The sequence below is a fragment of the Pseudoalteromonas rubra genome, assembly GCF_005887115.1.
In the GTDB taxonomy this organism is placed as follows: domain Bacteria; phylum Pseudomonadota; class Gammaproteobacteria; order Enterobacterales; family Alteromonadaceae; genus Pseudoalteromonas; species Pseudoalteromonas rubra_F.
Genome location: NZ_PNCJ01000021.1, coordinates 1 through 13,848, shown reverse-complemented (window position 1 = coordinate 13,848; position 13,848 = coordinate 1). Strand labels below are relative to the sequence as shown.

Here is a 13,848-nt window from a genome sequence, read left to right as displayed (position 1 = left end):
GAGGCGAGAAAATATCGTCGAGAACACCGCTCTCGCGTCCTGCTATCGCTGAGGCACCTACATCCATGTAGGCAAGGCAAAAATTTGCGAACTTAACCCTTAGGTAAAGGGTCTAAATGAGAAATTATTGACACCGCTAGCGGCATATCTACTCCTTCAAATTGAACAGGTATTAAGTCAAATTGGTATTATTGATAATCTATGCCTTAGAATCAGTTTGCAGTTCTTATCCCCGCATTTATCGTTCTAATTGTCTCAACGGCATAAACACGTGCACAGTGCTACCGGCAATATTCTCTTTTCTCAGAATAGAACACTCAACCGTTCAAATTTGCTATAACTCGTACGATTGTGGTCGCTAAAGCTGCTGTGGGATAATCACAACGTTACTCAGACAAAACTTTATCCCATTAGATATATTTCCAGCTCATTGGTATCTTTCGCCACATAAAATGAGTTGGAAGATTAATCATTCTAAACCGGTGAATTACGGTGCAAACTTGGAACAAAGAATTTGAGTACAGGTCCATGTAATCTTAATCATCTCATTATTGTTCTGTCAGTTCGCTCAACGAACTCGAAGAGCACTCTTCCATACCTATTTCAAATCGGATTAATTTTCACCAACCTGAATATCCCCAGCTTGCTGGAATGATAACGTAACATTTTAGGTCCAGCACTCGAGGCTCGCATTGCCGATCGCAATGGTGATTTGCAAGTTGATACTGCAACCGATACGAGATTAAACGCAAGGTCAACAGTATGGCTATCGATTTAGCTGAATACAGTATCAGTTATACTGTATACGTTTAACAATATGCTCTGTCATGTCTGTACAACCGTGACCGTCTGTCAACGTGGGTAGAAGTTAAAACTACCTAGTTGAAAGGGGCTCTATGATAATAAGGTTGCTTTGATGAAGTGATGAAGGCTGCTGTCCGTCAACATAAAAAGAATAGCGAATACTTGGTCAGAAATGAGAGATAATTATACTTTCAATAGCGCTACGTAAGCATTCAGACACGTTGACAGGGGGAGTAGTACGACCCGTATATAAAAAATGACAAAAAGAGCACCCATATGAACTGCTGAGTGCTCCGCTACGCTAGTAGTCTTTATAGCTCCAGATCTTGCGCGTCAGCCAGACCTTGGTCCTCACCTTCTTCAGGCTTGATGGTTGCCTGGAGAAGTAACATTTCACGTAACTTGCCTTCGATTTCATCAGCAATTGCCGTGTTTTCTTTTAGGAACTTAATCGAGTTCGCTTTACCCTGCCCGATCTTGTTACCATTATAACTAAACCAGGCACCCGCCTTATCAACCAATTTGTGCTTCACGCCCAGGTCAATCAGTTCACCCTGCTTAGAAGTACCTTCACCATACATGATAATAAATTCGGCTTGTTTAAATGGTGGAGCAACTTTGTTCTTAACAACCTTAACTCGGGTTTCATTACCAATGACTTCGTCGCCTTCTTTTACAGAACCAATACGGCGAATATCCAAACGTACTGAAGCGTAGAACTTAAGCGCGTTACCACCTGTCGTGGTTTCCGGGTTACCGAACATCACACCAATTTTCATACGGATTTGGTTGATGAAAATACACAGAGTATTTGAGCGCTTGATATTAGCCGTCAGTTTACGCAAAGCCTGAGACATTAGGCGCGCCTGCAAACCTACATGTGTATCACCCATTTCGCCTTCAATTTCAGCTTTAGGGGTCAATGCTGCAACAGAGTCAACTACAACCACATCTACAGCGCCTGAGCGTACCAGCATGTCACAGATCTCAAGTGCCTGCTCACCGGTGTCTGGCTGAGACACAAGCAGATCGTTTACGTTGACACCCAGCTTCTCTGCATAGACAGGATCCAGCGCGTGCTCAGCATCGACGAAGGCACATGTTTTGCCTTGCTTCTGAGCTTCTGCAATAGCTTGCAACGTTAGCGTTGTTTTACCTGATGACTCAGGACCATAAATTTCTACAATACGACCAGTTGGCAAGCCGCCGATACCCAAAGCAATGTCCAGCCCCAGTGAGCCTGTTGAAACGGCTTCAATGTCCAGCGCCTGACTGTCGCCTAATTTCATGATAGAGCCTTTACCAAATTGTCTTTCTATCTGAGACAATGCAGCGTCGAGCGCTTTTTGTTTGTTATCGTTCATTTGCTTCTCCAATCTAGCGTATTGACGACAAGTATACTGTATAGAATTACAGTATCAAGCACATTTTAAGTATTTAGCAGAGAAATTATTTTTCTTAATGAAAAATCAATAGCTTGCTCTCTAACATCAGCTCTACCTCCACTAAAATGACTCCGTTCACACAGTACTTTCCCCTGTAAATAGAAGCCAAACCATACAGTACCCACCGGTTTTTCCTGAGACCCTCCGCCAGGCCCCGCAATACCGGATACAGCAATCGCTACATCCGCTTGTGCAGCAGCGGCCACGCCCTGCACCATCTCATAAACCGTCTGCTCACTGACTGCGCCATACTCTCTCAGAGTCTTTTGAGCAACTCCCAACAATTCTGATTTTGCCTCATTGCTGTAAGTCACAAAGCATCGCTCTATATAAGCTGATGAACCTGGGGTGTCCGTCAATGCATAGCTAATACCACCACCGGTACATGATTCCGCGGTAGTGATTGTCAGGCCGTTATTGGTTAGAATAGCCCCCAATTGTGCCGCCAGTTCGGCTATCTCAGTATGAAGCTCCATACTCATTTCCTTTAGGTATAAGTAATGTCGTTAGATCTTTATTCCGAACATACTATAAAACAACAAACCCCTATGATGCAGCAGTATCTTAGGATCAAAGCGCAACACCCGGATATTCTGCTGTTTTATCGTATGGGTGATTTCTATGAGCTATTCTTTGACGACGCGATCCGCGCAGCCCAGTTACTCGACATTTCCCAGACGCATAGAGGCAAAGCTGGCGGTGCCCCCATTCCTATGGCAGGCGTGCCTTATCATGCGGTTGAAAATTACCTGGCTAGATTAGTCCAGATGGGCGAGTCTGTGGCGATCTGCGAGCAAGTTGGCGATCCCGCGACCAGTAAAGGACCGGTTGAACGCAAAGTAGTACGCATCGTCACACCAGGTACTGTGACCGATGAAGCCTTGCTGCAAGAGCGTCAGGACAACTTGCTGGCTGCCCTGTGGCAAGATAAACAAAACTATGGCGTTGCTTACCTGGATATCAACTCCGGACGCTTTAATATTGTTGAGCTGGCCACCGACGAAGCCCTGACTTCCACACTGCAAAGGCTGCAGCCGGCAGAGCTGCTCTATCCTGAGTCATTCAGTAACCTGCTGGTCCTTGAGCAGGTCAAGGGCGCCAGACGGCGCCCGGACTGGGAATTTGACCTGGATACTGCAACCCACCTCTTGTGCCAGCAATTCGGCACACAAGATCTCATCGGATTTGGTGTTTCAGAGGCTAAGGCGGGGTTAGTTGCAGCTGGATGTGTGATGCAATACGTCAAAGACACTCAACGCACCGCACTGCCGCATATTCGGGCCATTACACTGGAGAAAAACGAACACGCGGTTATTCTCGATGCCGCCACGCGTAAAAACCTCGAACTAACAGTTAACCTGTCTGGCAGTATTGAAAACACGCTGGCACAGGTGCTGGATAAAACCGCCACGCCAATGGGCTCGCGGTTGTTAAAACGCCGTATTCACACCCCAGTGCGTAATCGTGACGAGCTTAATGCCAGGCTTAATGCCATCGCCAGCCTGATTGAATCCCAGCTCAATATCGAGGTCTATGACGCGCTGCGCCAGATTGGCGATATCGAACGTGTGGTTGCCCGCCTTGCTCTGTGTAATGCCCGACCGAGAGACTTAACGCGACTGCGTAATGCATTGCAGGCACTTCCTCCATTGCATCACCTGTTAGGAGAAAGCAGCGATCCCAGGTTGCAGCAGATCCGCGCACATTCTCCGACTTTGCCAAAACTTCAGGACTTGCTGGAACGCGCTATCATAGATAACCCGCCGGTACTGATCCGCGATGGCGGTGTGATTGCACCCGGTTACAATAGTGAGCTGGATGAATGGCGCGCGCTCAGCGAAGGGGCCACCGATGTGCTGGATCAGCTCGAAGAGCGTGAACGTGAACGCACCGGGATCAGCACACTCAAAATCGGTTATAACAAAGTACATGGCTTTTATATTGAGATCAGCAAGGCCAATTCACATCTGGCACCGCCTGAATATATTCGCCGTCAGACACTGAAAAACAACGAACGCTATATCATTCCAGAGCTCAAAGAGCACGAAGACAAGGTTCTTGGTAGTCAGAGCAAAGCGCTGGCACTTGAAAAACAACTGTATGAAGAGCTGTTTACTTTGATTGCGCCTTATATCGAGCAACTACAAACCATGGCGGCGGCACTGGCCGATTTAGACGTGCTCAATACCCTGGCTGAGCGGGCGCAAACGCTGGATTACTGTAAGCCTGAGCTTAGCAATGGCGATGAGATCCACATAGAAGCTGGCCGTCATCCGGTCGTGGAGCAGGTCAGTAAAGAGCCCTTTATTGCAAACCCGGTCCATCTCAATGCGGATCGCAAGATGCTGATCATCACAGGGCCTAATATGGGCGGTAAATCGACGTATATGCGCCAGACGGCGCTGATCGTGCTGATGGCGCATATCGGCAGCTATGTCCCAGCCAGTGCTGCGCAGATAGGTAAAGTCGACCGTATCTTCACGCGCATTGGCGCCAGTGATGATCTGGCTTCCGGGCGATCCACCTTTATGGTCGAAATGACCGAAACGGCCACCATACTAAACAATGCAACAGCGCAGTCACTGGTCTTAATGGACGAAATTGGTCGGGGTACCAGTACTTACGATGGCCTCTCTTTGGCTTATGCGACCGCCGACTATCTGGCCGGTAAAATAGCCGCCAAAACGTTATTTGCCACCCATTATTTTGAGCTGACGGAACTTGCTGAACAGCAATCTGGTTTAGTCAATGTGCACTTAGATGCCATTGAGCACAATGACACCATCGCCTTTAAGCATACCGTGATGGAAGGTGCAGCCAGCAAAAGCTTTGGCCTGCAAGTAGCCGGACTGGCGGGAGTGCCCAAAGCAGTGCTGGCCATGGCAAAGCGCAAGCTGGCCTTGCTTGAACAACACCAGAGTGTGGTAGAAAATCCCCAATCAACCTCAGCAGCACCTCAGATGCAACAGAGCCTGCCGCTGGTCAACGAGCCCTCTGAAATTGAGAAAATGCTTGAGGAGATTGACCCGGATGAGCTGTCACCTCGTGCTGCCCACGACTTGCTCTATCAATTAAAGGCACTTCTTTAGTCATAAAAAAAGCGGCTTATAAGCCGCTTTTTTTCATTTCATGCAGATATTAGAAGCTGTGATTATACTGCACACCGACCACCGCCGCGTGGCCTTTTGACTTAAAGCCCCACTCGCTGCCCAGCGCATCTTTTTCAACAAAAGTCTGCGTTTTACCACGCAGAATACTCAACCCTAAGTCCACACTCGCCGCTTCGCTCAGTTGATACTCAGCACCGAATGAGTACCAGGTACGGTCAGTGTCCGGAATGGAGATAGACATGTGCAACTCATTGGCCGGAGAGCTGTCATAAGCCAAACCTGCGCGTAACTTCAGGGATTCGTTCCACTGGTAGTCTCCCCCTACTGAGAAGCGTAATGAGTTATCGAACAGTTCCTTTTTATTAAATACAGGCTTACCAGCTACCTGCGCCTCAAGCTCCTGAAAGCTGTTCCAGCCCGTCCACAGCACACTATAGTGCAGTGTCACAGGCTCAGTCAGTTTATGTGTACCCGAGATTTCTGCCATTGCCGGCAATGTCAGATCAAGTGTTCCAGCCAGCGCAACACCATTGGTCCCGCCCAATGCTGCCGGGATCTGGTTGCTGAAGTGACCATCAAAGGTAATATCTGTTTCACTGCGGTAATGAAAACCCAAACGGTTGTTGGCATCAATCTGATAGCTCAGCCCCAGGTTCCAGCCATAGCCACTATCGTCCCCTTCCAGGTTAACCACTTCAGTGCTGAACGGGGCCTGTAATGGATTTGCACCCAGGTGACGGATCACTTTAGCATCAGCATAAACATGGTTCAGGCCCAGTGCCAGTGTCCATTGTGAATCTAGTTCATAAGCCACAGAGACACCCGTATTGATGGTGACAATCTCAGTCTCACCCGCCAGCTGACCGGCGACATAGTCCTTATCGAATTCAGTCGCCAGACCAAATTGAGAATATATCCCCGCACCGACAGACCACTGCTCGTTCAAACGTGCCGTCATGAATACGGCTGGCACCACGGCGCTTGGCGCAATGCTGTTATCATCCAGCAGGTTTGCAGGTAGCCCATTGTTGGTCGATGTGCCTTGTAAGCTGACATCCGGCTCAACGTACATAGCCGCAGCGCTCACCTGCACGCCTTCAAACTGGCCCATTAGCGCCGGGTTACGTGCAACAACCGACGCATCATCGGCAGCACTGGCTTCACCTGCATAGGCACGGCCTAATCCGGAAACATTTTGCTCAGCCAGCTGAAATGCCGCTGCCAGTGACTGCGAAGACGCCGCCATCAACCCTGTCGCTACCAATGCGCGTAGTACTGTATTCATTCTCAACCTCAAATGTTATTCAACAAGAATAAAAAATTGCTCACACAGTACATAAAATACAAGCAAAGATCCGCAACTTAAATACATTTAAGCCCTCAATTGCGTAAAATTGGAGCATCTAAAGCATTTTATTAACACATCAGATCAGAGCGAGAGCAATTACTCTAACCCCTTGGCTACAGATTTAAATGATATTAATTCTCATTACTATTGCAATGAAAGGAGGGTTTCGCATATACTCTTAGCCATATTTACAGCTCTGAGGGTTCAGGGCATTGGTAGGGAGATTAGGTCTATGCTGGCGGTATTGTTGATCGGTGCACTGACATTCTGTGGCCTTAGCGTCTACAGTCTTTGCAAAGCAAATTATTGTGCCTGCCAACGGGCTGGGCAATGTGACAACCCACTCAACCATTATTGGTTGGCAGCCATACTCAGTGCCCTGCTTGCCTTGATGTTTAGCTGTCTGGCCCTGCATACTGAAAGAGGGACTCTGGTGTGGATCCTGATGATGGCCAGCTGCCTTGCCGGAGCCTTGTTATCTGCACAATGGCAAAAGCGTAAACTTAAACAAGCAGATGATCTTTTAACAGACGGGATAAATTGATTTGATAATCTAAAGGCCGAACGGTCGATGCGATCTTGATTTTATCTTGCTCGTTTAAATCAATGTCTTTGGCCGTAATATGGTGCATATGCTTGGTATTGTAAAAGACCCGTACTTTGGGTGCGGTCGGTGCACCCCGATTTCCTTCCAATACGAGTGCCAGGCGCTCATTACTGAGCTTAACAATCGTGCCTACCGGATGTACACCAATACACTTGATAAAATGTTGCACCAGCACAGGATCAAACTGTGCCTTGTTAGCCAGCAAGTAACGCAATGCCACCAAAGGTTCGTCGCCATCCCGGTGGGGACGCTCAGCAGTCATTCCCTCATACACATCCACAATGGCCATTATACGCGCAGCTTTGCTGATCTGCATGCCTTGCAAACGGCGTGGGTAACCACTCCCATCCAGGCGCTCATGGTGGCTAACAATCATATCTAGCATTAAGGGGGTGATCCCCGGCGCGTCACGAGTCAAGCCCAGCGACTGAGCAACATGGCGCTGCATAGTCTTCATTTCCAGCTTATTAAGTGGGCCGCGCTTATCGATGATCCCCTGAGGTATTTTGGTATGACCCACGTCATGCAACATGGCACCTATGGCCATTTGCTCAATTACCTTCTTACCAAGGCCCAAATACTTTGCAAAAACGGTGACCAAGATGGCGCAGTTGATCATATGACGCCAGTTAAATCCCTCTTTGTCTTTGATCCGGGTAAGAATTGCCATGGCATTGGTATTTCTCAGTACAGAACCGACGATTTCCTGACTGATATCATTGATCAGTGTCATATCAACCTGCATGCCTGCCGTTAAATTACCATACAGCATTTGCAGTTGCTTATTGTGCTGTTCAAACTGCCTCGCTGCGTTGGCAAACTCATCTTCAAGACTGATTTCTTTGTCTTTAGTGAGCTGTGTCTTTGTTTCCTTAGCAGGTTTTTCTTTTGGCTTCGCTTCTGGCTTGTCTTGTTTTACTTCAGGGGCCTGGTATTTTTCAGGTACCGGAATATCACTTTGAGCAAAGTCAATATTCAGCTCAACCACCCCGTTAGCGGCCAGACGGGCAATGATAGCTTCATCCCGAACCATGCCCCGAGATTTGATTTTAACTTCAGCGCCTGACTTTTGCTTGTGAACGCTGTCCACAAACATGCCGGGTTTTAACTCTTCAATAGGGAGGGTAACTCGCATATCGCTCGCATGATGCCTGGCGGCAGTGTAAATTGCACTAATATGCATAGGCCAGACCAAATTGTCTAGTAAATGGTGTGAGTTTAAGAAAAAAGAATGAGTATTTATTAATTAATGTGCAGTCAGAGGCTAAACAGCACTCTGACCTATTGTTGCGATGCTGAATTACTCCTGGAAGTAGGTGCCCCAGCCATCATATTCAACGCCACAGTGCGTAGCAATTTCAACCAGCTTGGTGACATCTTCCATAATCACTTCAGCATCTAGTTCAGCTTCAACCACTACATCAAAACCCCAAATTTTGCTGCCATCTTCCAGTTCAAGTTCCGCTGGATCTTCTACATCATAACCTAGTTTAAAGGCAGCGAGCGCTGCTTGTTCAAGTTTCTCAAAGTCTTCACTGACAAAATGATGCTCTACTTCATACAATACATCGGGGTTCGATCCATCTTCTAACAACGACTCAACGATGTCTTCACTGATCTCTTGCCAATTTTCCACGTGCTGCTCTCACTTTTTCGTCTAACTGTGCAATATGTTCCGCCATTTTAGCATGGATCTGCTTAGCATGCTCTCGCGCTGGTATGTCTTTATCTAACGGAATTGGCGCCAGAATATCAATATAGACAGTACCATTATCCCAGCGATTGAGTTTTATCTGACCTGCTGTGTTGTTCATACACACGGGTACGACCGGCACATCTGCACTCATCGCAGTATGAAACGCCCCCGTTTTAAATGGTAATAACCCTCTGCCATAGCTGCGCGTGCCCTCCGGAAACATCCACAATGACATTCCCCGCTGTTTAATTTTAGCAATCGACTTGTCCAGAGTATCAACCGCTTTTTTACGATTTGCCCTGTCGATCAGGATATTACCGGATAACCAGTATAACTGACCAAAAAACGGCACCCATTTCAGGCTTTTCTTTCCCATACTGACCGTGTTGTACGGAACAACAGCAGGCAAAGTGAACAGGTCATAGTTGTTTTGATGGTTGGCAATGTACATGGCCGGACCGAGGTCTTTCGCGCCTGGATCTATCGAGATCTCAAGCTTAACCCCGATCACACGGGACATTTTGCCAAACCAGGAGGCAATCACATGCACATTATTGGCATGAAATGGACGGATAAGGCTTAAAGTCAGGCCAGCCAGACAACTGAGGATAATGAACAGCGCCATTGCCAGAATTCGAACTACAGCTAACAAAATAGAGACTCCTATTATCAAGTCGGCGCATTATAATCAAATAGGCGTACACTTGTAAGCTCAATTTTATGACAGTCATAAAAAATGCCGCTCTATTGAGCGGCATTCTAAAATTTATTTATATAACTTATATAATTAGCTCATTGCTGCCTGCAACTTCTTCATTGCAGATTTTTCAAGCTGACGCACTCGCTCCGCTGACACCTGGTATTTATCCGCCAGATCTTGCAACGTGGCCTTATCTTCTGATAACCAGCGCGCGGCAACGATGTCCTGAGAACGCTCATCCAGCGTTTTCATGGCGGCAATCAGGCGGTTTTGTGATTGCTCCTGCCATTGCTCTTCTTCAATCACTTCTGCCACATCACTGCTGGCATCCGTTAAATACTGAACCGGTGAGAAGCTGCTGCTCGGCGCGTTGTCGTCATCATCTGCCGTCAGGTCAAAACCCATGTCCTGACCACTCATGCGCGACTCCATTTCACGCACTTCTTTTTCGCTCACACCCAGCTCATTGGCAACGGTTGTGATCTCTTCCTGGTTAAACCAACCCAGGCGCTTTTTGTTTTTGCGCAGGTTGAAAAATAATTTACGTTGCGCCTTTGTCGTCGCAACTTTAACGATACGCCAGTTCTTTAGCACGTATTCGTGGATTTCAGCTTTGATCCAGTGTACTGCAAACGACACCAGACGCACACCCACTGTCGGATTGAAGCGCTTCACCGCTTTCATCAGACCGATGTTACCTTCCTGAATAAGGTCTGCCTGAGGCAAGCCATAACCGGAATAGCTTTTGGCAATATGCGCAACAAATCGTAAGTGAGAGATAATGAGCTGCTTAGCTGCGTGCAAGTCCCCATCCTCGTGTAGGCGGGTTGCCAGCGCTTTTTCCTGCTCAGCGTCCAGCATCGGAATAGAGCTCACCGATTGTAGGTAGCCTTCTATACTCGCGCTTTGTTGCCCAGCGGTCAGTGCCATCGCATAAATATCTTTACTCATTTTTCACCTCAGTGATAATTCGTTTTGCCAATTTTAGCACTCTTTACCTTAGAGTGCTAAATGCAATCTACTACTTTTCGCCCTCAAAGATCAAGCCTTTTATTATTACACTTTAATTAACAATTAAGATATTGATTTTTATGGGTTATTTTTACAGACAAAAAGAGAGGTTGCTAAGCCTGTGTTCAGATAAGCCTAAATAGTGATATTCCACAGCGCTAATTTAGCGGCCAAAGGTGCCAAAATTGTCAGAAAGAGTGCTAAGCCCAAACTCAAGTTAGCACTCTTTTATCTCAACTGGCGCTATGCCTGGCTACTAAACCTTATCTGGTTCAATGTCTTTTATGTACTTTTGCACAGATAAAAAGGAACCGACAAAGCCCAGGGCAATGGCCAGAAGCAGTAAACACATCAGTTCGCTTCCAGATAAACCCTGCAATACAAAGTTACTCTGATATACCCCAACAACCATAGCAACCGCGGACTCAAGCCACCATAACATCAGCATGACACAGATAAACGCAATCAGGCCGCCAATAATACCATACCAGATCCCAGTCCATAAAAATGGCGTATGAATGAAGGTATTCGTTGCACCTACGAGTTTAAGCACCTGAATCTCTTCTTTTTTATCCATAATAGACAGACGGATTGTGTTACCTATAATAAGCACAACGGCAGTAAGCAATAGCAGCCCAATGGTGATCACGCTTTCTTTAAGCAGGCTGAGCAGGGCATTCAGGCGCTCAAGCCATTCAATGTCCAGTTTGCCGAACTCAATTTCTCTTTCCTGTTCAAGCTTATTTAGCAGAGCATTAGCAGCTTGTGCACTGCGATGACGCACCGTCGGTGTCACCAGAACGACGCTGGGCAACGGGTTTTCTTCGAGATAATCCAGTGCCTGGCCAAACCCGGAGATGGATTTGAACTCTTCCAGCGCGTTGTCTTTGCCAATGAAACTAACGGTGTCAATTTCAGGGTAAAGTGCCAGCCGCTTTACCAAAGTCTGTGTTGCCTGCTCACTGACACTGTCTTTGACAAACAAAGAGATCTCAGCGGCTTCCTGAAAGCCGCTACTGACTTTCTGCACATTCTTAACCACCACATAGAGGGTGGTTGGTAACGTCAGACTCAGACCCAGCACCAAAATGGTCATCATCGACGCCAAAGGGGTACGCCACATTTCACCTAAGCTATGCACGCCCTGACGCAATATCGTAATAATAAAGAAGTAACACTTCAGGATCACTGACTTGTTTTGCTTGTCGTTTTGCGAGCCGCGGCCTTTGAACAATAAACTCATAGCGTGTCTCCCGGCAGCGAAGATCCTAACAAAGGATCCTGAATCAAGCGGCCATGATCCAGGGTCAGACTGCGATATTTCATCCGTGCGATCAGACCCAGATCATGAGTGGCGATCATGACCGACGTGCCATGGCGATTGAAGTCCTCAAACAATCTGAGAATTTCCATCGACAGTTCAGGGTCCAGGTTACCGGTCGGCTCATCTGCCAGCAATAAAGGCGGCGAATTCACAATCGCCCGGGCAATGCCCACTCGCTGCTGCTCACCGCCAGATAACGTACTCGGCTGACACTTTACCTTGTCTAACAGGCCTACTTTATCCAGCGCGGCATGAACTCGCTTAGTTATCTGTTTGTGATGTGTGCCTTCTATCACCAAAGGCAGTGCCACATTGTCGAATACGTTATAGCGCTCCAGCAGGCGATGGTTTTGGAATATGATGCCAATATCGCGACGAATATAAGGCACCTGACTATTTTTGATTTGATTCAGGTCGACGCCATTAATAGCGACACGCCCAGCAGACGGACGCTCCATCAGGCTGATCAACTTAAGCAGGGTGCTCTTACCCGCACCACTGTGACCGGTCAGAAACGCCAGCTCACCTTTAGTAAGTTCAAAACTGACCTTTTCCAGCGCCCGGTGCCCACCGGGGTAAGTTTTACTGACTTGCTCAAACTTGATCATTGCCTGCCCTGCTTTCGTTATACTGCTTCCGGTTTACCTGACCCCGGCAAGCAGGATCAGAACAGCACCTGGTTACCAGCCCTAATTATCCTGGCTAAAAAGTGCTTCGATAAAGTCATCGCTCTTAAAGGTGCGCAGATCATCAATGCTTTCACCCACACCAATATAGCGAATTGGTACCTTAAACTGATCAGCAACGGCAAAGATAACTCCGCCCTTTGCGGTACCGTCCAACTTAGTCAGCGTGATACCGGTCAGACCCACAGCCTGATCAAACAGTTTCACCTGACTGATGGCATTCTGACCTGTACCGGCATCTATGGTAAGCATCACTTCGTGTGGCGCATCCGGATCCAGCTTCTTCATGACGCGGGCTATTTTTTCCAGCTCCTGCATCAGGTTATCTTTATTTTGTAGTCGGCCTGCCGTATCTGCAATTAATACGTCCACATCACGGGCTTGTGCCGCCTGGAAAGCGTCAAATACCACCGAGGCACTGTCCGCACCGGTATGCTGAGCTATCACGGGAATATCGTTACGCTCACCCCATACCTGCAACTGCTCCACCGCTGCTGCCCGGAAGGTATCACCCGCAGCCAGCATCACAGACTTACCCTGAGCCTGGAACTGCTTAGCCATCTTACCGATTGTGGTGGTTTTACCAACACCATTTACGCCTACCATCAGGATCACAAATGGCTTTTTATTGGCCGGGATCTCTAGTGGCTTTTCAGCATCTTGCAGAATGTCTGCCATTTCCTGTTTCATCAGGTCATACAGGGCATCCCCGTCTTTCAGCTGTTTGCGATCTGCCGCGTCGGTCAGGTTGTCGATCAGCTTCATGGTGGTGTCGACACCTATGTCCGCTGTCAGTAATTGTGTTTCAAGATCTTCGAACAACTCATCGTCGATCTTCTTGCCACGGAAAATGTTGGCAAAGCCGGAGCCTATGTTGGTCTTTGTTTTTAACAAGCCCTGCTTCAGACGTGCAAAGAACCCTTTCTTTTTAGGCTTCTCTTGTTCCTGAGCCTGACGCTCGGCTTCTTCACGTTCCGCCTGCTCTTTGGCTAAACGCGCGGCTTCTTCACGTTCTGCCTGTTCTTTGGCTAAACGTTCGGCTTCTTCACGCTCCGCCTGCTCTTTGGCTAAACGTTCGGCTTCTTCACGTTCCGCCTGTTCTTTGGCTAAACGCTCG

At 47.7% G+C, this 13,848-nt stretch carries 12 protein-coding genes; 2 read left to right on the top strand and 10 right to left on the bottom strand.

Translation table 11 applies throughout. The features are described from left to right. Positions 1 to 1,115: 1,115 nt before the first annotated feature. Together recA and CWB98_RS15505 are read right to left on the bottom strand one after the other, a co-directional pair. Positions 1,116 to 2,168 (bottom strand): recombinase RecA, encoded by a 1,053-nt coding sequence (gene recA / locus CWB98_RS15510; protein ID WP_054014428.1) that lies wholly within the window; start codon positions 2,166 to 2,168, stop codon positions 1,116 to 1,118. Between the two features lie 65 nt (positions 2,169 to 2,233). Then, positions 2,234 to 2,725 (bottom strand): CinA family protein, encoded by a 492-nt coding sequence (locus CWB98_RS15505; protein WP_138545685.1) that lies wholly within the window; start codon positions 2,723 to 2,725, stop codon positions 2,234 to 2,236. 24 nt (positions 2,726 to 2,749) lie between these two features. Between CWB98_RS15505 and mutS the strand changes: the two genes are divergently transcribed. Beyond that, positions 2,750 to 5,338 (top strand): DNA mismatch repair protein MutS, encoded by a 2,589-nt coding sequence (gene mutS, locus CWB98_RS15500; RefSeq protein WP_138545684.1) that lies wholly within the window; start codon positions 2,750 to 2,752, stop codon positions 5,336 to 5,338. 49 nt (positions 5,339 to 5,387) lie between these two features. Here the strand turns inward: mutS and CWB98_RS15495 are convergent, their stop codons facing one another. Then, positions 5,388 to 6,644 (bottom strand): outer membrane protein transport protein, encoded by a 1,257-nt coding sequence (locus CWB98_RS15495; RefSeq protein ID WP_138545683.1) that lies wholly within the window; start codon positions 6,642 to 6,644, stop codon positions 5,388 to 5,390. 295 nt (positions 6,645 to 6,939) lie between these two features. Here CWB98_RS15495 and CWB98_RS15490 point away from each other — a divergent pair, with 295 nt between their 5' ends. Then, a complete protein-coding gene (locus CWB98_RS15490; RefSeq protein ID WP_138545682.1) occupies positions 6,940 to 7,251 on the top strand; it encodes a hypothetical protein in 312 nt (103 codons plus the stop codon). Here the strand turns inward: CWB98_RS15490 and CWB98_RS15485 are convergent. The 7 genes from CWB98_RS15485 to ftsY all read right to left on the bottom strand — a co-directional run. Then, positions 7,211 to 8,449: an HD-GYP domain-containing protein gene (locus CWB98_RS15485; protein WP_138545687.1), complete on the bottom strand. Its 1,239-nt coding sequence runs from the start codon at positions 8,447 to 8,449 to the stop codon at positions 7,211 to 7,213. The two genes, CWB98_RS15490 and CWB98_RS15485, sit on opposite strands and share 41 nt — an antisense overlap. Before the next feature lie 165 nt (positions 8,450 to 8,614). Then, positions 8,615 to 8,950, bottom strand: a complete 336-nt coding sequence (gene rraB, locus CWB98_RS15480; protein WP_138545681.1) for a ribonuclease E inhibitor RraB — start codon at positions 8,948 to 8,950, stop codon at positions 8,615 to 8,617. Then, the gene (locus CWB98_RS15475) at positions 8,925 to 9,662 is read right to left on the bottom strand and encodes a 1-acylglycerol-3-phosphate O-acyltransferase (protein ID WP_171045671.1); all 738 of its coding nucleotides are present in this window, start codon (positions 9,660 to 9,662) and stop codon (positions 8,925 to 8,927) included. Before CWB98_RS15475 ends, rraB begins: the two co-directional genes overlap by 26 nt. A gap of 135 nt (positions 9,663 to 9,797) precedes the next feature. Then, positions 9,798 to 10,661: an RNA polymerase sigma factor RpoH gene (rpoH, locus tag CWB98_RS15470; RefSeq protein ID WP_138545680.1), complete on the bottom strand. Its 864-nt coding sequence runs from the start codon at positions 10,659 to 10,661 to the stop codon at positions 9,798 to 9,800. A 316-nt stretch (positions 10,662 to 10,977) separates the two neighbouring features. Next, the gene (ftsX, locus tag CWB98_RS15465; protein WP_138545679.1) at positions 10,978 to 11,964 is read right to left on the bottom strand and encodes a permease-like cell division protein FtsX; all 987 of its coding nucleotides are present in this window, start codon (positions 11,962 to 11,964) and stop codon (positions 10,978 to 10,980) included. After that, complete coding sequence (gene ftsE, locus CWB98_RS15460) at positions 11,961 to 12,653, bottom strand: cell division ATP-binding protein FtsE (RefSeq protein ID WP_138545678.1); 693 nt, start codon at positions 12,651 to 12,653, stop codon at positions 11,961 to 11,963. Before ftsE ends, ftsX begins: the two co-directional genes overlap by 4 nt. A gap of 81 nt (positions 12,654 to 12,734) precedes the next feature. Next, positions 12,735 to 13,848, bottom strand: a 1,114-nt coding sequence (ftsY, locus tag CWB98_RS15455) for a signal recognition particle-docking protein FtsY (protein WP_138545677.1), incomplete at its 5' end; no start/stop codon positions are given.

Bases quoted from the DNA above. Each gene is read 5' to 3' on its own strand.
- recA (WP_054014428.1), bottom strand. From the start codon at position 2,168: ATGAACGATAACAAACAAAAAGCGCTCGACGCTGCATTGTCTCAGATA.
- CWB98_RS15505 (WP_138545685.1), bottom strand. From the start codon at position 2,725: ATGGAGCTTCATACTGAGATAGCCGAACTGGCGGCACAATTGGGGGCT.
- mutS (WP_138545684.1), top strand. From the start codon at position 2,750: ATGTCGTTAGATCTTTATTCCGAACATACTATAAAACAACAAACCCCT.
- CWB98_RS15495 (WP_138545683.1), bottom strand. From the start codon at position 6,644: ATGAATACAGTACTACGCGCATTGGTAGCGACAGGGTTGATGGCGGCG.
- CWB98_RS15490 (WP_138545682.1), top strand. From the start codon at position 6,940: ATGCTGGCGGTATTGTTGATCGGTGCACTGACATTCTGTGGCCTTAGC.
- CWB98_RS15485 (WP_138545687.1), bottom strand. From the start codon at position 8,449: ATGCGAGTTACCCTCCCTATTGAAGAGTTAAAACCCGGCATGTTTGTG.
- rpoH (WP_138545680.1), bottom strand. From the start codon at position 10,661: ATGAGTAAAGATATTTATGCGATGGCACTGACCGCTGGGCAACAAAGC.
- ftsX (WP_138545679.1), bottom strand. From the start codon at position 11,964: ATGAGTTTATTGTTCAAAGGCCGCGGCTCGCAAAACGACAAGCAAAAC.
- ftsE (WP_138545678.1), bottom strand. From the start codon at position 12,653: ATGATCAAGTTTGAGCAAGTCAGTAAAACTTACCCCGGTGGGCACCGG.